Below are 22233 nucleotides of genomic sequence, written 5' to 3'. Positions count from 1 at the left end.
GTTAGTCTTCTTTGCCGACGCAAAGAAGAGTGACCGGCAGCCCCCGCAGGGGGATGTCGTATGGCTTTTGGGTGCAAACGCCATCGCCGCTCAAACAAGCAGCGACCAACCCCAAAGACCGATGTCGTACGGCTTTTGGGTCCAAAAACCAACACCGAAAAATCAAATCCGAAGCGCGAACAAGCGCCAACGGTTCTGCCCTTCCCCACACCCCCCTTTATCCCGGTAACACCTGCTCCCCCGCCCCCCAAACCCCCGACACCACCTTCTCCAGCCAAAACGCCCCAATAATCGTCTTCACATCGGTAATCCGCCCCGAGCGCACCCAATCGATCACCTGCCCCGCCGGCACGATGAACGTCTCGAGGAATTCGCCTTCATCGAGCTGCGCCGGCCCGGCGGTCAGATCCCGCGCCAGGAAGATATCGATAAACTCGGTGGAATAAGAAATGACGGGATGGATGCGCGTGAGGTAATCCCAACGCCGCGCGCTGTAGCCGGTTTCCTCCCGCAGCTCGCGCTCGCCGCAGCGCTGCGCGCCTTCCTGGGGATCCAGCTTGCCGGCAGGAAACTCCAGCATCACTTCGCCAACCGGATAGCGGTACTGCCGCTCCAGCAGCACGGTGCCATCGTCGAACAGCGGGATCATCATCACCGCGCCCGGATGCAGCACGTATTCCCGCCCGGCATGCTTGCCGTCGGGCAGCTTGACGATATCTTGCTTGAGAGTGAGGAATTTGCCTGTGTGCAGCGTGGCGGACGCCACGCACACTTCCTTCAGGCCTTGATCGCCGCCAGCGGCGATCTCGCTAGCGTCCAGCGTGTCAATCTTGTCGCTCATGAAAGCTCCGGGTCCGGACGCGGCCGGCCCGGGCGCCTTCGCTACCCGGCTGTCAAGCCGCGCGATGTTTGACGAGGTACTGCCAGGTGAAGCCCGGGAAGGCGAACACCAGCATCATGCAGGCGGTAATGGCGTAGAACTGCCAGCCCTGCGGGAAGGCGTTGCCCAGCCCCGCCTCCACGGCGAAGCCCGCCAGGCCTGCCACCACATACCAGGTGATCAACTCAGCCAGCCTCATCCACAGCGGCTTCCTGGCGAAGCGCAGCGGAATCAGCGCGAACAGCCGCTGGTTGATGAACGGCAGGTTGGCACAGACCAATGCCAGCAAGATGACAAACCAGCCCGCCGCAGATGAACTCATATCGCTACGCCGCCGTGGTGCATCAGGACGCCAGCGTGGCGCGGATCGCCTGGTAGCACAGGTTCATCAGCGCCGCGGGGAACAGGCCCAGGGCAATGATGACCGCGCCGTTCAGCGTCAGCATCGAACGCAGCCCGAAGCTGGATTCCAGCTTGCGCTCGTCAGCCGGCGCATCGAAGTACATCAGCTTGACGATGCGCAGGTAGTAGAACGCGCCGATCAGCGAGAACAGCACGGCCACCACGGCCAGCCAGGTCATGCCGCTCTTGACCACGGCTTCGAGCACCGCCAGCTTGGCGTAGAAGCCCATGGTCGGCGGGATGCCGGCCAGCGAGAACATCATCACCAGCATCAGCAGCGCGTACCAGGGGTTCTTGCGCGACAGGCCCTTGAGGTCGTCCAGGGTCTCGGCTTCGAAATCCTTGCCGGCGCGCAGCAGCACGATGCCGAAGGTGCCCAGCGTGGTCAGCACGTAGGTCACGGCATAGAACATCGACGAACCGTAGGCGCTGGCGGCGCCGTCGGCCTTGCCGTCGGCCACGCCGGACAGCAGGCCCAGCAGCAGGAAGCCCATGTGCGAGATGGTGGAGTAAGCCAGCATCCGCTTCAGGTTGGTCTGCACGATGGCGGTCAGGTTGCCGATGGCGAGAGACGCCACGGCCAGCACCATCAGCATGACTTGCCAGTCCACCGCCAGCGGCAGCAGGCCTTCCACCAGCAGGCGCAGCGCCATGGCGAACGCAGCCAGCTTGGGCGCGCCAGCGATCAGCAGCGTCACCGCGGTCGGCGAGCCCTGGTAGATGTCCGGGATCCACATGTGGAACGGTGCGGCGCCCATCTTGAACGCAATGCCGGCCACGATGAAGACCACGCCGAAGGCCAGCATGGTGGTGTTGACGCGGCCCGATTCCACCACGCGGAACACTTCCGCGAGGTTCAGCGAGCCGGTGGCGCCGTACAGCATGGACATGCCATACAGCAGGAAGCCCGAAGCCAGTGCGCCCAGCACGAAGTACTTGATGGCGGATTCGGAGGTCACGCGGTTGTCGCGGCGCAAGGCCACCAGCGCATAGGATGCCAGCGACAGCAGCTCCAGGCCCAGGTACAGGGTCAGGAAGTTGTTACCGGTGATCATCACGATCTGGCCGCCGAGCGTAAACAGCGCGAGCATGTAGAACTCGCCGCTGAACATGTCGCGGTCGGCCAGGTAGCTACGGGTGTAGACCAGCGTGACGAACAGCGCCGCGGAAGCGAAAGCCGACAGCAGGTTAGCCATCGGGTCCACGACCACCAGGTTGGCGAATGCGTAGTGGGTCTCGCCGGCGACGCCGTTGATGCCGAACCACACGGTCAGCACCAGCGTGGTCAGCAGCGACAGCGGATAGGCCACGCTGGTGCGGTTCTTGCCACGGGCAAGGTCGATCCAGTTGACCGCGGCGATCGCGATCGCCAGGAAAATGATTGGCGCCACAGGTGCCAATGTCGAGGACGGTTGCATGTTTGTTTCTCTCCCCGATTACAGCTTCGACTGCGCCACGTGCGACAGCAGGTTCACCACGGAAGCGTGCATCACATCGGTGAAGGGTTTCGGATACAGGCCCATATACAGGGTCATGATCGCCAGCAGGCCGAGCATCAGGAACTCGCGCTTGTTCAGGTCGACCAGCTCGGCTACGTGCTTGTGCACCACGTCGCCAAAGATCACGCGCTTGACCATCCACAGCGAATAGGCGGCGCCCAGGATCAGTGCCGTGGCTGCCAGCAGGCCGATCCAGAAGTTGAACTTGACCGCGCCCAGGATGACCATGAATTCACCGACGAAACCCGAGGTAGCCGGCAGGCCGCAGTTAGCCATGGCGAAGAACACCGACAGCGCCGCGAACTTCGGCATGGTGTTCACCACACCGCCGTAATCGGCGATCTGGCGCGAGTGCACCCGGTCATACAGCACGCCGATGCAAAGGAACATGGCGCCCGAGATAAAGCCGTGGGAGATCATCTGGATGATGCCGCCCTCGATGCCGATCTCGTTGAAGATGAAGAAGCCCAGCGTGACGAAGCCCATGTGGGCGATCGACGAGTACGCCACCAGCTTCTTCATGTCGGCCTGCACCAGCGCGACCAGGCCAATGTAGATCACCGCGATCAGCGAGATGGTGATGATGAAAGCGGCCATGCTATGGCTGGCGTCTGGCGCGATCGGCAACGAGAAACGCAGGAAACCGTAGGCGCCCAGCTTCAGCATGATGGCAGCCAGCACCACCGAGCCGCCGGTCGGCGCCTCGACGTGGGCGTCAGGCAGCCAGGTATGGACGGGCCACATCGGCACCTTGACCGCGAAGGCCAGGAAGAAGGCGACAAACAGCGCGATCTGCTCGTTCATCGACAGCTTGGCCTGGTGCCATTCGAGGATCTCGAAAGTACCGGTCTTGCTGTACAGGTACAGCAGCGCAACCAGCGTCAGCAGCGAGCCGAGCAGCGTGTACAGGAAGAACTTGAAAGCCGCGTACACACGGTTCGGGCCGCCCCAGACACCGATGATGATGTACATCGGGATCAGCGTGGCTTCGAAGAACACGTAGAACAGCATGCCGTTGAGCGCGCAAAACACGCCGACCATCAGGCCCGACAAAATCAGGAACGAGGCCATGTACTCGGCCACGCGCTCGGTGATCACTTCCCAGGCGGAGATCACCACGATCACAGTGATGAAGGCGGTCAGCACCACGAACCACATCGAGATGCCGTCGACACCCAGGTGGTAGTTGATGTTGAAGCGCTCGATCCAGTTCGACTTCTCGACGAACTGCATGGCCGCCGTGGAGCGGTCGAAGTGAAACACCAGCGGCAGCGTGACGATGAAGCTGACGATGGAGCCGAACAGCGACATCCAGCGCACGTAGCAGCGACTGCGGTCGGAACCCGAGGCTAGTATCAGCAGGCCAAAAAAGATCGGCAGCCAGATAGCGAAAGACAGAACCATTTTCTTGTTTTCCTTACTTGGTGCCCACTGTGGCGAACGAGGTGCCGAACACCGTCATCGTCAGCAGTACCAGCATGCCCAGGATCATGGCGAATGCGTAATGGTAGATATAGCCGGACTGCAGGTAGCGGCTCACCGAAGCGAACCAGCCGACCACACGCGCGGCACCGTTGACCACCAGGCCATCGATCAGCCCCTGGTCACCGCCCTTCCACAGGCCGGTGCCAAGCAGACGGGCCCCGCGGGCAAACACGGCCTGGTTGATCGCGTCCATGTAGTACTTGTTGTCGAGCAGCGTGTACAGGCCCGAAAAACGTTGCTTGATGGCAGCCGGGATGTCCGGGCGCTTCATGTAGAAGAACCAGGACAGCACCACGCCCGAGATGGCCAGCCACAGCACCGGCGTGGTCAGCGAATGCAGGCCCATCGCCACCCAGCCGTGGAAGGCTTCGGTCAGCTCCGCCATCGCGTGGTGGTTCTCGCCTACGTAGATCACGTTCTTGAAGGCCACGCCATTCTTGAAGAAGTCGCCGAACAGCATCGGGCCGATCGCGATCGCGCCGATCACCACCGACGGGATGGCCAGCAGCACCAGCGGCAGCGTGACGACCCACGGCGACTCGTGCGGCTTCTCGCCCGGGGCCAGGCCGTGATGATGGTCGGCCGTTGCCTCCTCATCGTCATGGTTGCCCGCGTGATGCGCGTGGTGGTCTTCCTTGCCGAAACGCTCTTCGCCGTGGAACACCAGGAAGTACATGCGGAACGAGTAGAACGCCGTGACGAACACGCCGGCCAGCACCGCGAAGTAAGCAAAGCCCGAGCCCGGGATATGCGACTCGGCCACGGCCTCGATAATCGAGTCCTTGGAGTAGAAACCAGCAAAGAACGGCGTGCCGATCAGGGCCAGCGAGCCCACCAGCGAGGTGATCCACGTAATCGGCATGTACTTGCGCAGGCCGCCCATGTTGCGGATGTCCTGATCGTGGTGCATGCCGATGATGACTGAGCCCGCGGCAAGGAACAGCAGTGCCTTGAAGAATGCGTGGGTCATCAGGTGGAACACGGCCACCGAGTATGCCGAGGCGCCCAGGGCGACGGTCATGTAGCCCAGCTGCGACAGCGTGGAGTAAGCCACCACGCGCTTGATGTCGTTCTGGATGATGCCCAGGAAGCCCATGAACAGCGCGGTAATGGCGCCGATCACCAGCACGAACGACAGCGCGGTGTCCGACAGCTCGAACAGCGGCGACATGCGCGCGACCATGAAGATGCCGGCCGTCACCATGGTGGCGGCGTGAATCAGCGCGGAGATCGGGGTCGGGCCTTCCATCGAGTCAGGCAGCCACACGTGCAGCGGGAACTGCGCCGACTTGCCCATGGCGCCGATGAACAGGCAGATGCAGGCGACCGTGATCATCAGCCAGTCGGTGCCTGGGAAGATCACCGTGGCGAGCTGGTCGCGCGCGGCGAAGACTTCGGTGTAGTTCATGCTGCCGCTGTAGGCCAGCAGCAGGCCGATGCCGAGAATGAAGCCGAAGTCACCCACGCGGTTGACCAGGAACGCCTTCAGGTTGGCGAAGATGGCCGTCGGGCGGGTGTACCAGAAGCCGATCAGCAGGTACGACACCAGGCCCACAGCTTCCCAGCCGAAGAACAGCTGCAGGAAGTTGTTGCTCATCACCAGCATCAGCATCGAGAAGGTGAACAGCGAGATGTAGGCGAAAAAGCGGTTGTAGCCGGGATCTTCGCTCATGTAGCCGACGGTGTAGATGTGCACCATCAGCGAGACGAAGGTCACCACCACCATCATCATCGCGGTCAGCGAGTCGACCAGGAAGCCCACTTCCATCTTCAGGTCGCCGATCTTCATCCACTCGTACACGGTGGCGTTGAAGCTCGCGCCGTTCATGACGTCCATCAGCACGATGATCGACAGCAGGCAGGAAATCGCCACACCGAGAATCGTCACGGTGTGGGCCAGCGTGCGGCCGGCGCGTGTCTCCGAGGAGAACGTGCTGAAGAACTTGGTGCCGAACAGGCCGGCGATGGCTGCACCGGCGAGCGGTGCGAGCGGAATCGCCAGTAGCAGGTTGGGGTCGAGCGTGGTTGCCATAGGACGCTTAGTGGTGTGCGGTCGGAGAACGGTCTTGATTCATAACGTAGCGGCGCGGATCAACCCTTGAGGGTGTCCATGTCGTCCACGTTGATCGTGTCCAGGTTGCGGAACAGCACGACCAGGATTGCAAGGCCGATTGCCGATTCGGCCGCAGCCACCGTGAGGATAAAGAAAACGAAAACCTGTCCTGCCAGGTCGCCCAGATAGTGCGAGAAGGCGACGAAGTTCATATTGACCGCAAGCAGCATCAACTCGATCGCCATCAGCAGCACGATCACGTTCTTGCGGTTCAGGAAAATACCAACGATGCTGATGGCGAACAGGATCGCACCGAGCACGAGGAAATGGGCGAGAGAGAGCACAGCGTTTCTCCGGGCTTTAGTTCTTGTTAGCGGCAGCCGCGGCATCCGGGCTGGCTTGGGTGCCGGCACGGGCTTCGCTGGGCATCGAGACCAGGCGCACGCGGTCCTGGCGGCGGGTACGCAACTGCTCGCCCACGTCTTGCGACTTGTTGTCCTTGCGGCGGCGCAGCGTCAGCGCGACAGCGGCGATGATCGCCACCAGCAGGATGATGCCCGCCACTTCAAAGGCGTAGATGTAGTCGGTGTAGATCAGCTTGCCGAGCGCTGCCGTGTTGGAGTAGTCCGGGCCCTGCGTCACGTTGTTCAGCGGCACCGTGGTGCCGATGAAGTTACGCACCAGCACGGTGGCCATCTCGCCGATGATCAGCGCACCGATCACCGAGGCCAGCGGCACGTAGGTCCAGAAGTCCCGTCGCAGGTGCTCGATGTCGATATCGATCATCATCACCACGAACAGGAACAGCACCATCACGGCGCCCACGTACACCAGCACCAGCAGGATGGCGAGGAATTCGGCCTTCAGCAGCATCCAGATCGCGGCTGCCGTAAAAAACGACAGCACGAGGAACAGTGCGGAGTGCACCGGGTTCTTCGCGGTGATGACTTTCAGTGCGGAGAGCACCAGCACCAGCGCAAAGACATAGAAGATGGTGGTCGTGAGTTCCATGGTCCTCGTCGAGCCTTCCGGCACAAGCCACCCCTGGTGGCCTGCCCTTGCGGCATCCTTTTCGTTAGCCCCACACGGGGCCCGATTCACAATGCATTGGCAACGCCCGCCAGGTTCGGCGGGCACGCCCTGTAATGCGCTTATCAGCGGTACTTGGCGTCCGCAGCCTTGGCCGCGGCGATCTGCGGCTCGTAGCGGTCGCCCACTGCCAGCAGCATGTCCTTGGTGAAGTACAGGTCGCCGCGCTTCTCGCCGTGGTACTCGAGGATATGCGTCTCGACGATGGCGTCGACCGGGCAGGCTTCTTCGCAGAAGCCGCAGAAAATGCACTTGGTCAGGTCGATGTCATAGCGCGTGGTGCGGCGGGTGCCGTCGGCGCGGGCATCGGACTCGATGGTGATGGCCACAGCCGGGCAAACCGCTTCGCACAGCTTGCAGGCGATGCAGCGCTCTTCCCCGTTGGGGTAGCGGCGCAGCGCGTGCAGGCCGCGAAAACGCGGCGACATCGGCGTTTTCTCTTCGGGGAACTGGACCGTGATCTTGCGGGCGAAGAGATAACGCCCGGTCAGAGCCATGCCCTTGAAGAGTTCCTTCAGGAGCAGGCTGTTGAAGAAGTCCTTGATGGCGAGCAGCATGACGATTGCTTCCTAATGATTCCGCAGGGTGCCGCCTGTTGTGGCTGCGCCCCTGCTTTGGCCGTTCAATGCCAGATATTCCAGGGCGACCGGATCCAGATCGCCACGATGACCAGCCAGCCCACCGTCAGCGGGATGAAGATCTTCCAGCCCAGGCGCATGATCTGGTCATAGCGGTAGCGCGGGAACGAAGCACGAATCCAGATAAACACCGACAGCAGCAAAAATACCTTGATCACCAGCCAGAAGAAGCCCGGGACCGCATTGGTGATGAAGCTCTCGAACGGCGGCGCCCAGCCTCCCAGGAACATCAACGCGGTCATCGTCGAGATGACGATCATGTTGATGTACTCAGCCAGGAAGAACAGCGCGAAGCCCATGCCCGAGTACTCGATCATGTGGCCGGCAACGATTTCCGACTCGCCTTCCACCACGTCGAACGGGTGGCGGTTGGTTTCGGCCACGCCGGAGATGAAGTACACGCCGAACATGGGCAGCAGCGGCAGCCAGTTCCACGACAGTACGTTGATCCCCATGTTGGCGAAATAGCCGGTGTTCTGCGAGTTGACGATGGCCGACAGGTTCAGGCTGCCAGACACCATCAGCACGGTCACCAGGGCAAAGCCCATGGCGATTTCATACGAGACCATCTGCGCCGCGGCGCGCATGGCGCCGATGAAGGCGTACTTGGAGTTGGAGGCCCAACCGGCCAGGATCACGCCGTAGACGCCAACCGAGCTGATCGCCATCACGTAGAGCAGGCCGGCGTTGACGTTGGCCATCACCACTTCGGCCTGGAACGGAATCACCGCCCAGATCGCCACGGCGGGCATCAGCACCATCAGCGGGGCAACCAGGTACATGCCCCGGCTGACCTGCGTGGGCATCATCACTTCCTTGAGCAGCAGCTTGAGCACGTCGGCGATCGGCTGCAGCAGGCCCAGCGGCCCGACCCGGTTCGGGCCGATACGCACGTGCATCCAGCCAATCAGCTTGCGCTCCCACAGGATCAGGTAGGCCACGCACAACAGCAGCGGCACCACAATGACCACGGCGCGAATCAGGATCCACAGCGGCGTCCATGCGCCGCCGAAGAGATTCTGTCCTTGCGAGGTAATCCAATCGATCATGTTTCTTTCTCGCTCTTCTTATGCCGTGGCCGCCGGCTCGGCCGCGCCCTTCGCGGTGGCGGCCAGGTCGATGGCTTTCTCTACGGTGACGGTGCCGAACGGTGCGCCTAGCGTGGTCGCGGCAACGGTGCCGGCGGACACGCGCACGGTGCCGGCAGGCAACGCGGCTTCGAGGGCGGCTGGCAGCACCACGCTGCCCTGCCCTTGCGTCACGCGCACCGGGTCGCCAGCCTGCACGCCCAGCGAGGCGAACAGGTCTGCCGACAGTCCGGCTTGCATGGCGCGGCGCGCGGCTGCGGACAGTTGCAGCGAATCGGCACGGCGCACGATCGGGTCGGCGTGGTAGATCGGCACATCGGCGATGCGTTCGATTCCACCGGCCGCCTGGGCGGTGACGCGGATGGCCGCGTCGGTGCCGTTGTTCAGTTGCGGTGCGACCGGCTTGGCCAGCACTTCGTCGCGCACGCTTTCGGCGGTCTCGAAGTCGAAGCCAGGCACGTCCAGCAGGTTGCCCAGCACGCGCAGCACCTTCCAGCCCGGACGCGAATCGCCCAGCGCGCGGACGACGCCGTTGAAGCTTTGCGGCAGGCCTTCGCAGTTCACGAACGTGCCTGCGGTTTCGGTGAACGGCGTCACCGGCAGGATCACGTCAGCATATTGCAGCGCGGCGTCCGAGCGGAACGCGGACAGCACCACCACGGTGCCGGCCTGGGCCAGCGCAGCCAGCGCCTGGGTCGGGTTGGCGGCATCGAACTCGGGTTCCGTGTTCAACAGCACGTAAGCACGGCGCGGCGTGTCAAACATGGCCTGCGCATTGGCGCCGCCATTTTGCGGCAGCGCGCCGGCGATATGGCCACCGACGGTGTTCGCGGCTTCGGTCAGGAAGCCCAGCGTGGCGCCGGTTTCCGTGGCGATCCACTGTGCCAGCGCATGCAGCGCGGCGAATTGCGGATGACGCACGGCCTCGTTGCCGAGGAACACGGCGCGGCGCTCGCCCGACAGCAGCGCATCGGCCACCAGCTTGGCCTCGTCGTCGCCATCGAAGCCATCGGTGCCCGCCGGAGCGGCCACGCCCTTGGCGGCGGCAACGGCACGGGCCACGCCGGCCAGGGCTGCGGTCCAGCCGGATGGCGCCACGTCAATGCGTGCGGCCAGCGGCATCAGCAGGTCCTCGGCGCTGGCGCCGAGGACGGCCACGCGGGCTCCCTTCTTGCCAGCCTGGCGCAGACGCGCGGCCAGCAGCGGATGATCCTTGCGCAGGGCGGAACCGATCACCAGCACGCGTTGCAGCGTGGAGACGTCGGCGATCGGCAGGCCGAGCCACGGCGCGCCCTTGATGGCGGCCGAGAAATCGGTCTGGCGCTGGCGGAAGTCGACGTTGTCGCTGCCCAGGCCACGCACCAGCTTGCCCAGCAGGTGGAGTTCTTCCAGCGTGCTGTGCGGGCTGGCCAGCGCGGCGATCTGGTCTGCGCCATGATCACGCTTGATGCTCGCGAGGCCATTGGCCACGTATTCCAGCGCGGTCTGCCAGTCGGTTTCCATCCACTCGCCGCCCTGCTTGACGAGCGGCTTGGTGAGACGGTCGGGGCTGTTGAGGCCTTCGTACGAGAAGCGGTCCTTGTCGGACAGCCAGCATTCGTTGACGGCTTCGTTGTCCAGCGGCAGCACGCGCATGACGCGCTGGTTCTTGGTCTGCACCACCAGGTTCGCGCCCAGGCCATCATGCGGCGACACCGATTTGCGGCGTGCCAGTTCCCAGGTACGTGCCGAGTAGCGGAACGGCTTGCTGGTCAGCGCGCCGACCGGGCAGAGGTCGATCATGTTGCCGGACAGTTCCGAATCCACGGTCTGGCCAACGAAGGTCGTGATCTCGGAGTGCTCGCCACGGCCCAGCATGCCCAGCTCCATCACGCCGGCCACTTCCTGGCCAAAGCGCACGCAGCGGGTGCAGTGGATGCAGCGGCTCATCTCTTCCATGGAGATCAGCGGGCCCACGTTCTTGTGGAATACGACGCGCTTTTCTTCCTTATAGCGCGACTCCGATGCGCCGTAGCCCACGGCCAGATCCTGCAGCTGGCACTCGCCGCCCTGATCGCAGATCGGGCAATCCAGCGGGTGGTTGATCAGCAGGAATTCCATCACCGACTTCTGGGCCTTGACTGCCTTCTCCGAATTGGTGAAGACCTTCATGCCAGGGGTGACCGGCGTGGCGCAGGCGGGCAGCGCCTTGGGCGCTTTCTCAACCTCAACCAGGCACATGCGGCAGTTCGCCGCGATGGACAATTTACGGTGGTAGCAGAAGTGCGGGATGTAGGTGCCCAGCTGGCGGGCGGCTTCCATCACCAGGCTGCCTTCAGCAACCTCAACCTTCTTGCCGTCGATCTCGAGTTCAACCATGTTCTGCCACGCTTAAGAGTAGGCCGGAACCATGCACTGCTTGTGTTCGACGTGATATTCGAACTCTTTCCAGTAGTGCTTGAGCATGCCGCGGACCGGCATCGCTGCCGCATCACCAAGCGCGCAGATAGTGCGGCCCATGATGTTTTCAGCGACGTTATTGAGCAGGTCCAGATCTTCCTGGCGCCCTTCTCCGTGTTCGATACGATTCACCATGCGATAGAGCCAGCCGGTGCCTTCGCGGCACGGCGTGCACTGGCCGCACGATTCTTCAAAGTAGAAATACGACAGACGCAGCAGCGAGCGAACCATGCAGCGCGTCTCGTCCATCACGATCACCGCGCCCGAGCCCAGCATCGAGCCGGCCTTGGCGATCGAGTCATAGTCCATGTCGGACGCCATCATCATGTCGCCCGGCACCACCGGGGCGGACGAGCCGCCCGGGATCACTGCCTTGATCCGCTTGCCGCCGCGCATGCCGCCGGCGAGTTCCAGCAGGGTCGCGAACGGCGTGCCCAGCGGGATCTCGTAGTTGCCGGGGCGCTCGACGTCGCCGGAGATCGAGAAGATCTTGGAGCCGCCGTTGTTCGGCTTGCCCATCTTCAGGTAGTTTTCCGGCCCGATCGACAACAGGAACGGCACCGCGGCAAACGTTTCCGTGTTGTTGATGGTGGTCGGCTTGCCGTACAGGCCGAAGCTGGCCGGGAACGGCGGCTTGAAGCGCGGCTGGCCTTTCTTGCCTTCCAGCGATTCGAGCAGCGCGGTTTCCTCGCCACAGATGTAAGCGCCGTAGCCGTGGTGGGCGTGCAGCTGGAAGTCGAAGCCCGAGCCCAGGATGTTGTCACCCAGGAAACCGGCGGCACGTGCCTCTTCGAGGGCTTGCTCGAAAATCTTGTACTCGTTCCAGATCTCGCCGTGGATGTAGTTGTAGCCCACGGTGATGCCCATCGCGTACGCACCGATGGCCATGCCTTCGATCAGCGCATGCGGGTTGTAGCGGATGATGTCGCGGTCCTTGAAGGTACCGGGCTCGCCCTCGTCGGTGTTGCAGACCAGGTATTTCTGGCCGGGGAACTGACGCGGCATGAAGCTCCACTTCAGGCCGGTGGGAAAGCCCGCGCCGCCACGGCCGCGCAGGCCGGAGGCCTTGACGTCCGCGATCACCTGCTCGGGCGTGATCTTCTCGGTCAGGATGCGCTTGAGCTGCTGGTAGCCACCGCGCTTGACGTAGTCGTCGAGGTGCCAGTTGCTGCCATCGAGGCCAGCCAGGATCAGCGGCTTGATATGGCGGTCGTGCAGAGAGGTCATGTTACTTATCTCCCTTGGCTGCAGTGCTGCCGGCGGCCTTGAGCTCGTCGACGAGCGCGTCCAGCTTGGCGTCGCTCATATGGCTGCACATGCGGGTATTGTTGACGATCATCACCGGTGCGTCGCCGCAGGCACCCATGCACTCGCCTTCCTTGAGGGTGAAGGTGCCGCACGGGGTGGTTTCGTTGTAGCCGATCCCCAGCTTTTGCTTGAGGTAGTCGCCGGCACGTTCGCCGCCGGAGAGTGCGCACGGCAGGTTGGTGCAGACGGTCAGCTTGTACTTGCCGACCGGCTTGGTGTCGTACATGTTGTAGAAGGTTGCAACCTCCTCGACCCATACCGGCGGCATGTCGAGGTAGCTGGCAACAAACTGCATGACTTCCGGGGAGACCCAGCCCACTTCGCCCTGCGCCACGGCCAACGCCGCCATCACGGCCGACTGCTTCTGGTCAGCCGGATACTTGGCGATCGCGCGATCGATTTCCTTGAGAGCTTCTGCTGATAGCATGGTCGTTGCTGTAATACGCCGTGTCATTTGCGGATCTGCGCCGCCACATGGCGCGCATCCCGCAGGTTTGCAGCCGTCGCTGCCGTTGCAGCCCGCATGTCAAAGGCATGCCGGGCTCACCGCGGGTTTCCCGTGACCGGACACGATCTTCTGTGGGTCCGTGCCAGGGGCGCCCGGATCGTCGTCCGGGGCCGGCGGCTCTTGTTAGCTCGTCAACGGTCGATTTCGCCGAAGACGATGTCTTGCGTACCGATGATCGTTACCGCATCCGCAATCATGTGGCCCTTGGCCATTTCATCCAGTGCGGCCAGATGGGCAAAGCCCGGGGCACGGATCTTCAGGCGATACGGCTTGTTCGCACCGTCGGAGATGGCATAGATGCCGAACTCGCCCTTCGGGTGCTCCACTGCCGCATAAGTCTCGCCTTCGGGCACGTGAATGCCTTCGGTGAAGAGCTTGAAGTGGTGGATCAGCTCTTCCATGTTCGACTTCATGTCCACGCGCGACGGCGGCGCAACCTTATGGTTGTCGCTCATCACCGGGCCCGGATTGCGGCGCAGCCAGTCGATGCACTGCTTGATGATGTTGTTGGACTGGCGCATTTCTTCCACGCGCACCAGGTAGCGGGAGTAGCAATCGCCGCCCACGCCCACCGGCACCTGGAAGTCCATGCGGTCATACACTTCGTAGGGCTGCTTCTTGCGCAGGTCCCACTCGATGCCGGAGCCGCGCAGCATCGGGCCGGTAAAGCCCATCTGCAGTGCACGTTCGGGGCTCACCACGCCGATGCCGACCAGGCGCTGCTTCCAGATCCGGTTGTCCGTCAGCAGCGTTTCGTATTCGTCGACGTACTTCGGGAAGCGGTTGGTGAAGTCCTCGATGAAGTCCAGCAACGAGCCCGAACGCGCTTCGTTCATGGCCTTGATGGCGCGCTCGTTGTGGATCTTCGACGCCTTGTATTGCGGCATCGTGTCCGGCAGGTCGCGGTATACGCCGCCCGGACGGTAGTAGGCCGCGTGCATGCGCGCGCCCGACACCGCCTCGTACATGTCGAACATGTCTTCGCGTTCGCGGAAGGCGTACAGGAACACCGCCATCGCGCCCACGTCGAGCGCGTGCGAGCCGATCCACATCAGGTGGTTCAGCAAGCGCGTGATTTCGTCGAACATCACGCGGATGTACTGCGCGCGGATTGGCACCTCGAGACCCAGCATCTTCTCGATGGCCATCACGTAGGCATGCTCGTTGACCATCATCGACACGTAGTCGAGGCGGTCCATGTACGGCACGCTCTGGATCCAGGTCTTCTGCTCGGCCAGCTTTTCGGTGGCACGGTGCAGCAGGCCGATATGGGGGTCGGCGCGCTGGATGACTTCGCCGTCCAGCTCCAGCACAAGGCGCAGCACGCCGTGTGCCGCAGGGTGCTGCGGGCCGAAGTTAAGGGTGTAATTCTTGATGTCTGCCATTGCGCGTTCTCAGTGCTGCAAGCCGCCGTAATTCTCTTCGCGGATCACGCGGGGCGTGACCTCGCGCGGCTCGATCGTGACGGGCTGATAGATCACCCGCTTTTGCTCGGGGTCGTAGCGCATCTCGACATAGCCCGAGACCGGGAAATCCTTGCGGAACGGGTGGCCGACGAAACCGTAGTCGGTCAGCAGGCGGCGCAGGTCGTTGTGGCCTTCGAACACGATGCCGTAGAAGTCGAACGCTTCGCGCTCGAACCAGTTCGCCGAGTTCCAGACGTCGGTCAGCGAGGGCACCACGGGCACGTCGTCGTCCGGCGCGAACACGCGTACGCGCAGGCGCCAGTTATGCTTGATCGAGATCAGGTGCGTCACGGCCGCGAAACGGGGACCGTCCCAGGCGCCGTCGCCATAGGTGGAATAGTCGACGCCGCACACATCGAGCAGCTGCTCAAAATGCAGTGAGGGATCGTCGCGCAGCATCAGCGCGCTTTCCAGGTAGTCATCGGCCTTGACGATAAGGGTAATCTCGCCTAGCGCCTCCACCAGTTTCTGGATACGCTTGCCCAGTACCTTTTCGAGCGCGGCCTTCAGAGTATCGAGGTTCGACATGTCAGCCCTTGCGCGCGATGGTGTTGGTGCGACGGATCTTGTTCTGCAGCTGGATGATGCCGTAGATCAGCGCTTCCGCCGTCGGGGGGCAGCCAGGCACGTAGATATCCACCGGCACGATCCGATCGCAACCACGCACCACTGAATACGAGTAGTGATAGTAGCCACCGCCATTCGCGCAGGAACCCATCGAGATCACCCAACGCGGCTCTGCCATCTGGTCATAGACCTTGCGCAGTGCGGGGGCCATCTTGTTGCACAGCGTGCCGGCCACGATCATCACGTCCGACTGGCGCGGCGACGGGCGGAAAATCACGCCGAAGCGGTCCATGTCGTAGCGCGCGGCGCCAGCATGCATCATTTCCACAGCGCAGCACGCCAGGCCAAAGGTCATCGGCCAGAGCGACCCGGTGCGGGTCCAGTTGATCAGCTTGTCAGCGGTAGTCGTGACGAAGCCTTCATTGAGAACGCCTTCGATTGCCATATCACATCACTCCCAATCGAGCGCGCCCTTTTTCCAGATGTAGACGAAGCCCACGATGAATTCCAGCAGAAACACGCCCATGGCGAAGAAACCCGGCCAGCCGATATCCCGCAGGGCTACACCCCAGGGAAACAGGAAGGCGGTCTCGAGATCGAACAGGATAAAAAGAATAGCGATGAGGTAGTAGCGCACGTCGAACTTCATGCGCGCGTCCTCGAACGCTTCGAAGCCGCACTCGTACGGAGAGAGCTTCGCGGGATCAGGTTTGTTTGGACCGAGAATTCGGCCAATCGACATCAGTGCAATGCCGAGCACGACACCGAAGATGATGAAGATGAGGACGGGGAAGTAGGCTTCGAGATTCAAGGTACGGCCAGCCTTATCTGGAATGTTGTCAACAGCACCAGCGGTAAGCGGCGTCCTGTTGCCCACCCCAAGCGCCATTCCGTAGAAATTACGACGCCGCCTTGCGGACTGGCCGGGGCATACATCCGGGATGGTCTCCGGATGTATGCCCCGATCAAGTTGTTTGGTGCCGACGGCGAGACTCGAACTCGCACAGCTTTCGCCACTACCCCCTCAAGATAGCGTGTCTACCAATTTCACCACGTCGGCTGGGGGAGAAACAATATTGCCTCGCGCCGGGCTTTTCAGGGCCCTGGGTTTTTACACCCTTCGGAACTCTGGCTGGGATACTACCTTATCCTGGCTGGAGCCCCGTCGCTGGGGGATCGTTTCAAGCCTTGTATTCTAACCTAGGATTCTTGTTTTGTTCAATGCACAACAGCAAAAATCTTCAAGAATAAGTCACAAGGCTCGTTGATTATTTCGGTACAGCAGGCGCAGAAGGATTCGAGGCCGCGGCAGCCGATGCAGCAGCAGGCGCCGAAGCCCCCGCCACCGCCGGTGCCACCGCGGGCGCGGAGCCCATCACGCCCAGCGAAGCTGCCGGCCGATAGTTGCCCATCAGCGTCAGGCTCAGCGTGCAGATGAAGAACAGCGTCGCCAGCACGGCGGTGGTACGCGACAGGAAGTTGGCCGAGCCGGTGGCGCCGAACAGGCTGCCCGAGGCCCCCGAGCCGAACGCCGCACCGACATCGGCGCCCTTGCCGTGCTGCAGCAGCACCAGGCCAATCACGCCAAGCGCGGACAGTACCTGCGCCACTACCAACAAAGTTTTGAAAATTGCCATTTGGTTCGATTCGCTTGCCTGATCAGACCCTATGAGCGGCCGGCATTCAGGCGTTGCCGATCGCGAGGAAATCGTCCGACTTCAGCGAGGCGCCTCCGATAAGGCCCCCGTCGATGTCGGGCATGGAAAATAGTTCTGCCGCATTGTCCGGCTTCACGCTGCCGCCGTACAACATGGCCATGCGAGCGGCCACGCCTGCGTCGCGCGCCGCCACCTGGGCGCGCAGGAAAGCGTGCACGGCCTGAGCCTGCTCGCTGCTTGCGGTCTTGCCCGTGCCGATCGCCCACACCGGCTCATAGGCCAGCACGATGCGGCCGAGCTGCTCAAGCGACAGGGTCTCGAGCACGGCGCCGAGCTGACGGCCTACCACGGCCTCGGTCTCGCCTGCCTCGCGCTGCGCCAGACTCTCGCCCACACACACCACTGGCACAATGCCGAACTCCAGCGCGCGCACCGCCTTGGCCGCTACCGTGGCATCCGTCTCGCCATGGTAGCTGCGCCGCTCCGAATGCCCCACCAGGGCATACGAAACACCGAACTCAGCCAGCATGGAGGCCGCGACTTCGCCCGTGAAGGCACCGCGCGCCTCGGCGGACACGTCCTGCGCGCCCCAGGCCACCGCGGACCCGGCCAGCAACGCCTGGCACTGCGCAAGATACGGGAACGGCGCGCATACTGCCAGGCGCGCGCTTGCGGGCGCTGCCTTGATCGCTTCCAGCAAGGTCACATTGGCAGCCAGGCTGCCGTGCATCTTCCAGTTGCCGATAACGAGCTTTTGTCTCACAGGGCGCCCCTCTCAATCAAACCGGCTATTGTAGCGCGGGCCAGGGCCCTACGCCACAGAAGGGCCCCGAAATCGGCCTGGGGCGCGAGGCGCCGGCCGCACCCGGCCGCATTCGGCCATCAGCCCGCTACCAGCAGCATTACCAGGTCAGGACGATCTTGCCGATGTGCTCGCTGGACTCCATCAGCCGATGCGCATCGGCGGCCTGGGCGGCCGGGAAGGTCTGGTGGATCACCGGCTTGATCTTGCCCGCGGCCAGCAGCGGCCACACGTGCTGGTGCAACGCCTGCGCGATCTCGCCCTTGAACGCCACCGGGCGGGGACGCAGCGTGGAGCCCGTCACGGTGATACGGCGGCGCAGGATATCGCCCAGCGGGATCTCGGCCTTGGCGCCGCCCAGCAGCGCGATGATCACAATGCGGCCATCGTCCGCGACGCAGGACAGCTCGCGCGCCAGATACGGGCCGGCCACCATGTCGAGGATGACATCTGCGCCACGGCCACCGGTCAGGGCCTTAACTTCGGCGACAAAGTCCTCGGTCTTGTAGTTGATGGCACGGTCGGCGCCCAGCTCCTCGCAGGCACGGCACTTGTCGGCGCTGCCGGCGGTGACGAAGACTTTGTGGCCCAGGGCCTTGGCGATCTGGATGGCGGTCGTGCCGATGCCGCTCGAGCCGCCCTGGATCAGCAGGGTCTCGTCCTTGCCCAGCGGGCCGCGGCCCAGGTAGCCGCGATCGAATACGTTACTCCACACGGTGAAGAACGTCTCCGGCAATGCGGCCGCCTCGACATCCGACAGGCCCGCCGGCACCGGCAGGCATTGCGCCGCGGGGGCCACGCACAACTCGGCGTAACCGCCGCCCTGCACCAGCGCGCACACGCGATCGCCCAGCTTCAGGCCGAAGCGGTTGTCGGAGTGCGCCAGGTCACCGCCGGCCACCACGCCGGCCACTTCCAGCCCCGGCAGGTCGGACGCGCCGGGTGGCACCGGGTAGTTGCCGGTACGCTGGAATACGTCGGGACGGTTGATGCCGGCCGCGGCCACGCGGATCAGGATCTCGCCGGCCTTGGGCACCGGGTCTGGGCGTTGCGCCAGTTGCAGGACTTCGGGGGCGCCGTACTCGCGGATTTCGATGGCTTGCATTGCTGCTCCTTGCGGTTAGGGACCTCGCGCATGCGGCGGGCTCGCGCACGCAGGGCGGGGGAATCAATCTGGGCACCCGCCATGCAGCGGGCCGAACAGCCGGGCCGCATGGGGTGGGACTGGCGGGAGTGTAAACAAAAAAGCGGCTGGACATCGCCAGCCGCTTTTTCTGCTACGGGTACCGTCGTTCTACCGGCACCGTAAAACGCTTACTGCTGCTGCTGATCAGCCGAAGGCGTCGTCGGCGCTGCCGGGGCAGCCGGAGCAGCCGGAGCAGCCGGTGCCTCGCTGGTGTTGGCGATCGGGCTGATGCTGCCGCCCTCTTCGGCCAGCGCGGCCTTCAGGGACAGGCGCAGGCGGCCCTTCTCGTCAGCCTGGATCAGCTTGACGCGCACGTGTTGGCCTTCCTTGAGCCAGTCCTTGATGTCCTTGACGCGTTCGTTGACGATCTCGGAGATATGCAGCAGGCCATCCTTGCCCGGCAGGATGTTGACGATGGCGCCAAAGTCCAACAGCTTGAGCACGGTGCCGGCGTAGATCTTGCCTACTTCGGCTTCCGCGGTGATGCCTTCGATGCGGCGCTTGGCTTCGGCCATGCCTTCGGTCGAGGTCGAGGCGATGGTGATGGTGCCGTCTTCCTGGATGTCGATGGTGGTGCCGGTTTCCTTCGTCAGGGCCTGGATGGTCGAGCCGCCCTTGCCGATCACTTCGCGGATCTTGTCCGGATGAATCTTCATGGTGATCATGCGCGGTGCGTGCTCCGACAGCTCGGTGCGCGCATGGCCCATCGCGTCCTGCATCTTGCCCAGGATATGCAGGCGGCCTTCCTTGGCTTGCGCCAGCGCGACCTGCATGATTTCCTTGGTGATGCCCTGGACCTTGATGTCCATCTGCAGCGCGGTGATGCCGGTGTCGGTACCCGCGACCTTGAAGTCCATGTCGCCGAGGTGGTCCTCGTCGCCCAGGATGTCGGTCAGCACGGCGAACTTGTTGCCTTCCAGGATCAGGCCCATGGCCACGCCGGCCACGTGCGCCTTGATCGGAACGCCTGCGTCCATCAGTGCCAGGCAGCCACCGCACACCGATGCCATCGACGACGAGCCGTTGGATTCGGTGATTTCGGACACCAGGCGGATGGTGTAGGCGAATTCGTCATCCTTCGGCAGGACCGGGATCAGCGCGCGCTTGGCCAGGCGGCCGTGACCGATTTCGCGGCGCTTGGGGCTGCCCACGCGGCCGGTTTCGCCGGTGGCGAACGGAGGCATGTTGTAGTGGAGCATGAAGCGGTCGCGGTATTCGCCGGCGAGCGCGTCGATGATCTGCTCATCGCCCTTGGTGCCCAGCGTGGCAACCACCAGCGCCTGGGTTTCGCCACGGGTGAAGATGGCCGAGCCGTGAGCGCGCGGCAGCACCGACGAGCGGATCTCGATCGGGCGCACGGTGCGGGTGTCGCGGCCATCGATGCGCGGCTCGCCCGACAGCACCTGGCTGCGCACAATCTTGGCTTCGATGTCGAACAGCACGTTGCCCACTTCGACCTTGTCGGCTTCCACGCCGGCTTCGGCCAGCTTGGCCGCAACAGTGGCGTAGACTTCCTTGAGCTTTTGGCTGCGAGCCGACTTCTGGCGCAGCTGGTAGACGTCCTGCAGCAGCGGCAGGGCAATCTCGCCGACCTTGGCGATCAGCGCTTCGTTCTTCGGTGCCGCGGTCCAGTCCCACTCCGGCTTGCCGCCGTCGCGCACCAGGTCATGGATGGCATTGATGGCCGTCTGCATCTGCTCGTGGCCGTAGACCACGGCGCCCAGCATCACCTCTTCCGACAGTTGGCGGGCTTCCGACTCCACCATCAGCACAGCGCGCTCGGTACCGGCAACCACCAGGTCCAGTTCCGAAGCGGCGATCTGCGAACGGGTCGGGTTCAGCAGGTACTGGCCGTCCTTGTAGCCAACGCGCGCTGCGCCGACCGGGCCGCTGAACGGAATGCCCGACACTGCCAGGGCAGCCGAGGCGCCGATCAGGGCGGGGATGTCAGCCGGGACTTCCGGATTCAGCGACAGCACGTGGATGACCACTTGCACTTCGTTGTAGAAGCCTTCCGGGAACAGCGGGCGCAGCGGGCGGTCGATCAGGCGCGAGGTCAGCGTCTCGTTTTCCGACGGACGGCCTTCACGCTTGAAGAAGCCACCGGGGATCTTGCCGGCAGCGTAGGTCTTCTCGATGTAGTCGACGGTCAGCGGGAAGAAATCCTGGCCGGCCTTGGGCGACTTGGCAGCGACAACGGTGGCGAGCACCACGGTGTCCTCAATGTCGACGATCACGGCACCGCCAGCCTGGCGGGCAACCTCGCCGGTTTCCAGGCGCACCTTGTGCTGGCCCCACTGGAATTCCTTGACGATCTTGTTGAACATGGTCATGAGCGTTCCTTTTGTTCGTGCTTGCACGCTTGTGCAACGCCCGCGTTAGCAGCCGCGGGCGAACTGCCGGATCAGCGTCGGCCTCAGTCACAGGGAAGTGCTATGCCATTCCAGCGCGATACCTGATAGCTGGTAGCTGGTACGTGGCATCTGCCTGGGCAGATACCGCGCTGGAATGACACAAAGCCCCGCTTCCTTGCCCGACTCCGGTATGGATTAACAGTAAAAAAGCTAAAAAAAGCTAAAGAACACAGTAACTTACTCCGTTGCACGTCTTGGCGCAACGTGTGCCAGCCCCCGGGGCCATGGCACCATCAAGTAGAGCAAAAATCACTTGCAGCAATGCTGGACATCGACAGGACAGCGACCGAACAAGGGCCGGACCTGCGGCATTTCATCCGCAAAAACAAAATGCCTGCATCAGCGAGGCTGACGCAGGCATTAGTGGCTCACGCGAAGGCGTGCAGTGCATCCATTCGTGCTGCCATCCGGACGATCCTGGCTGCTTACTTACGCAGGCCGAGCTTCTCGATCAGCGAACGATAACGGTCGGCATCGTTGGCCTTGAGGTAGTCCAGCAGGCGACGACGACGGCTCACCATGCGCAGCAGACCGCGGCGGCTGTGGTGATCCTTCATGTTGGCCTTGAAGTGGGGGGTCAGTTCGTTGATGCGGGTGGTCAGCAAAGCGACCTGGACTTCGGGGCTACCCGTGTCGTTGGCGGCACGTGCGAACTGCTTGATGACTTCGGTTTTGCTGCTGATTTGGGCTTCTGCCATGGTGATTTCCTTTTCACTTGCGAACGCTACAGCACGAAATGTGCCGCATGCGT

Annotated in this window: 21 protein-coding genes and 1 tRNA gene; all 22 read right to left on the bottom strand. The window is 63.1% G+C overall.

Going from position 1 to position 22233, the window contains the following annotated elements; translation table 11 throughout:
- Positions 1-217 precede the first annotated feature (217 nt).
- Positions 218-841, bottom strand: coding sequence for an NUDIX domain-containing protein (locus tag AC07XB_RS34160; protein ID WP_150983757.1), 624 nt, complete (start codon positions 839-841; stop codon positions 218-220).
- Between the two features lie 52 nt (positions 842-893).
- Positions 894-1202, bottom strand: coding sequence for a DUF2818 family protein (locus AC07XB_RS34155; RefSeq protein ID WP_492814564.1), 309 nt, complete (start codon positions 1200-1202; stop codon positions 894-896).
- Between the two features lie 22 nt (positions 1203-1224).
- Positions 1225-2700: an NADH-quinone oxidoreductase subunit NuoN gene (gene nuoN, locus AC07XB_RS34150; RefSeq protein ID WP_492375499.1), complete on the bottom strand. Its 1476-nt coding sequence runs from the start codon at positions 2698-2700 to the stop codon at positions 1225-1227.
- 18 nt (positions 2701-2718) lie between these two features.
- Positions 2719-4185 (bottom strand): NADH-quinone oxidoreductase subunit M, encoded by a 1467-nt coding sequence (locus tag AC07XB_RS34145; protein WP_492375500.1) that lies wholly within the window; start codon positions 4183-4185, stop codon positions 2719-2721.
- A 13-nt stretch (positions 4186-4198) separates the two neighbouring features.
- Positions 4199-6298: an NADH-quinone oxidoreductase subunit L gene (gene nuoL / locus AC07XB_RS34140; protein ID WP_492375501.1), complete on the bottom strand. Its 2100-nt coding sequence runs from the start codon at positions 6296-6298 to the stop codon at positions 4199-4201.
- 59 nt (positions 6299-6357) lie between these two features.
- Positions 6358-6663: an NADH-quinone oxidoreductase subunit NuoK gene (nuoK, locus tag AC07XB_RS34135; RefSeq protein ID WP_006156828.1), complete on the bottom strand. Its 306-nt coding sequence runs from the start codon at positions 6661-6663 to the stop codon at positions 6358-6360.
- 16 nt (positions 6664-6679) lie between these two features.
- A complete protein-coding gene (locus tag AC07XB_RS34130) occupies positions 6680-7330 on the bottom strand; it encodes an NADH-quinone oxidoreductase subunit J (RefSeq protein ID WP_492375502.1) in 651 nt (216 codons plus the stop codon).
- 143 nt (positions 7331-7473) lie between these two features.
- Positions 7474-7965, bottom strand: a complete 492-nt coding sequence (gene nuoI / locus AC07XB_RS34125) for an NADH-quinone oxidoreductase subunit NuoI (protein WP_267606001.1) — start codon at positions 7963-7965, stop codon at positions 7474-7476.
- 65 nt (positions 7966-8030) lie between these two features.
- Positions 8031-9095, bottom strand: coding sequence for an NADH-quinone oxidoreductase subunit NuoH (nuoH, locus tag AC07XB_RS34120; RefSeq protein ID WP_043344744.1), 1065 nt, complete (start codon positions 9093-9095; stop codon positions 8031-8033).
- Positions 9096-9113: 18 nt separating this feature from the next.
- Complete coding sequence (gene nuoG, locus AC07XB_RS34115; RefSeq protein ID WP_492829632.1) at positions 9114-11492, bottom strand: NADH-quinone oxidoreductase subunit NuoG; 2379 nt, start codon at positions 11490-11492, stop codon at positions 9114-9116.
- Between the two features lie 12 nt (positions 11493-11504).
- Entirely contained in the window at positions 11505-12800 is a 1296-nt protein-coding gene (nuoF, locus tag AC07XB_RS34110; RefSeq protein WP_043344740.1) for an NADH-quinone oxidoreductase subunit NuoF, read from the bottom strand.
- Between the two features lies 1 nt (position 12801).
- Positions 12802-13308: an NADH-quinone oxidoreductase subunit NuoE gene (gene nuoE, locus AC07XB_RS34105; RefSeq protein ID WP_006156834.1), complete on the bottom strand. Its 507-nt coding sequence runs from the start codon at positions 13306-13308 to the stop codon at positions 12802-12804.
- 212 nt (positions 13309-13520) lie between these two features.
- Entirely contained in the window at positions 13521-14774 is a 1254-nt protein-coding gene (locus tag AC07XB_RS34100) for an NADH-quinone oxidoreductase subunit D (protein WP_006156835.1), read from the bottom strand.
- A 9-nt stretch (positions 14775-14783) separates the two neighbouring features.
- Positions 14784-15383 carry an NADH-quinone oxidoreductase subunit C gene (locus tag AC07XB_RS34095; protein ID WP_174426495.1) on the bottom strand — a complete coding sequence of 200 codons (600 nt, stop codon included), beginning with the start codon at positions 15381-15383 and terminating at the stop codon, positions 14784-14786.
- Between the two features lies 1 nt (position 15384).
- The gene (locus AC07XB_RS34090) at positions 15385-15867 is read right to left on the bottom strand and encodes a NuoB/complex I 20 kDa subunit family protein (RefSeq protein WP_006156837.1); all 483 of its coding nucleotides are present in this window, start codon (positions 15865-15867) and stop codon (positions 15385-15387) included.
- Between the two features lie 6 nt (positions 15868-15873).
- Positions 15874-16233 (bottom strand): NADH-quinone oxidoreductase subunit A, encoded by a 360-nt coding sequence (locus AC07XB_RS34085; protein ID WP_006156838.1) that lies wholly within the window; start codon positions 16231-16233, stop codon positions 15874-15876.
- A 164-nt stretch (positions 16234-16397) separates the two neighbouring features.
- Positions 16398-16482 (bottom strand) — tRNA-Leu (locus tag AC07XB_RS34080).
- Positions 16483-16690: 208 nt separating this feature from the next.
- Positions 16691-17059, bottom strand: coding sequence for a preprotein translocase subunit SecG (gene secG / locus AC07XB_RS34075; RefSeq protein WP_150983745.1), 369 nt, complete (start codon positions 17057-17059; stop codon positions 16691-16693).
- A gap of 46 nt (positions 17060-17105) precedes the next feature.
- Positions 17106-17843, bottom strand: coding sequence for a triose-phosphate isomerase (gene tpiA, locus AC07XB_RS34070; RefSeq protein ID WP_492829630.1), 738 nt, complete (start codon positions 17841-17843; stop codon positions 17106-17108).
- Between the two features lie 139 nt (positions 17844-17982).
- On the bottom strand, positions 17983-18987 hold the full coding sequence (locus tag AC07XB_RS34065) for an NAD(P)H-quinone oxidoreductase (protein WP_492375505.1): 1005 nt from the start codon (positions 18985-18987) through the stop codon (positions 17983-17985).
- Positions 18988-19196: 209 nt separating this feature from the next.
- Positions 19197-21401 carry a polyribonucleotide nucleotidyltransferase gene (gene pnp, locus AC07XB_RS34060; protein WP_043344729.1) on the bottom strand — a complete coding sequence of 735 codons (2205 nt, stop codon included), beginning with the start codon at positions 21399-21401 and terminating at the stop codon, positions 19197-19199.
- 506 nt (positions 21402-21907) lie between these two features.
- Entirely contained in the window at positions 21908-22180 is a 273-nt protein-coding gene (rpsO, locus tag AC07XB_RS34055) for a 30S ribosomal protein S15 (protein ID WP_006156843.1), read from the bottom strand.
- Positions 22181-22233 lie beyond the last annotated feature (53 nt).

This window comes from Cupriavidus sp. GW821-FHT02F09 (assembly GCF_059421605.1).
Note: the sequence above shows the minus strand (reverse complement) of the source record. Positions and strands in the feature narration are given on the sequence as shown.

What these genes read in the sequence shown, in the direction of transcription:
- AC07XB_RS34160 (WP_150983757.1), bottom strand. Translation starts at nt 841, where the DNA reads ATGAGCGACAAGATTGACACGCTGGACGCTAGCGAGATCGCCGCTGGC.
- AC07XB_RS34155 (WP_492814564.1), bottom strand. Translation starts at nt 1,202, where the DNA reads ATGAGTTCATCTGCGGCGGGCTGGTTTGTCATCTTGCTGGCATTGGTC.
- nuoN (WP_492375499.1), bottom strand. Translation starts at nt 2,700, where the DNA reads ATGCAACCGTCCTCGACATTGGCACCTGTGGCGCCAATCATTTTCCTG.
- AC07XB_RS34145 (WP_492375500.1), bottom strand. Translation starts at nt 4,185, where the DNA reads ATGGTTCTGTCTTTCGCTATCTGGCTGCCGATCTTTTTTGGCCTGCTG.
- nuoL (WP_492375501.1), bottom strand. Translation starts at nt 6,298, where the DNA reads ATGGCAACCACGCTCGACCCCAACCTGCTACTGGCGATTCCGCTCGCA.
- AC07XB_RS34130 (WP_492375502.1), bottom strand. Translation starts at nt 7,330, where the DNA reads ATGGAACTCACGACCACCATCTTCTATGTCTTTGCGCTGGTGCTGGTG.
- nuoI (WP_267606001.1), bottom strand. Translation starts at nt 7,965, where the DNA reads ATGCTGCTCGCCATCAAGGACTTCTTCAACAGCCTGCTCCTGAAGGAA.
- nuoH (WP_043344744.1), bottom strand. Translation starts at nt 9,095, where the DNA reads ATGATCGATTGGATTACCTCGCAAGGACAGAATCTCTTCGGCGGCGCA.
- nuoG (WP_492829632.1), bottom strand. Translation starts at nt 11,492, where the DNA reads ATGGTTGAACTCGAGATCGACGGCAAGAAGGTTGAGGTTGCTGAAGGC.
- nuoF (WP_043344740.1), bottom strand. Translation starts at nt 12,800, where the DNA reads ATGACCTCTCTGCACGACCGCCATATCAAGCCGCTGATCCTGGCTGGC.
- nuoE (WP_006156834.1), bottom strand. Translation starts at nt 13,308, where the DNA reads ATGCTATCAGCAGAAGCTCTCAAGGAAATCGATCGCGCGATCGCCAAG.
- AC07XB_RS34100 (WP_006156835.1), bottom strand. Translation starts at nt 14,774, where the DNA reads ATGGCAGACATCAAGAATTACACCCTTAACTTCGGCCCGCAGCACCCT.
- AC07XB_RS34095 (WP_174426495.1), bottom strand. Translation starts at nt 15,383, where the DNA reads ATGTCGAACCTCGATACTCTGAAGGCCGCGCTCGAAAAGGTACTGGGC.
- AC07XB_RS34090 (WP_006156837.1), bottom strand. Translation starts at nt 15,867, where the DNA reads ATGGCAATCGAAGGCGTTCTCAATGAAGGCTTCGTCACGACTACCGCT.
- secG (WP_150983745.1), bottom strand. Translation starts at nt 17,059, where the DNA reads ATGGCAATTTTCAAAACTTTGTTGGTAGTGGCGCAGGTACTGTCCGCG.
- AC07XB_RS34065 (WP_492375505.1), bottom strand. Translation starts at nt 18,987, where the DNA reads ATGCAAGCCATCGAAATCCGCGAGTACGGCGCCCCCGAAGTCCTGCAA.
- pnp (WP_043344729.1), bottom strand. Translation starts at nt 21,401, where the DNA reads ATGACCATGTTCAACAAGATCGTCAAGGAATTCCAGTGGGGCCAGCAC.
- rpsO (WP_006156843.1), bottom strand. Translation starts at nt 22,180, where the DNA reads ATGGCAGAAGCCCAAATCAGCAGCAAAACCGAAGTCATCAAGCAGTTC.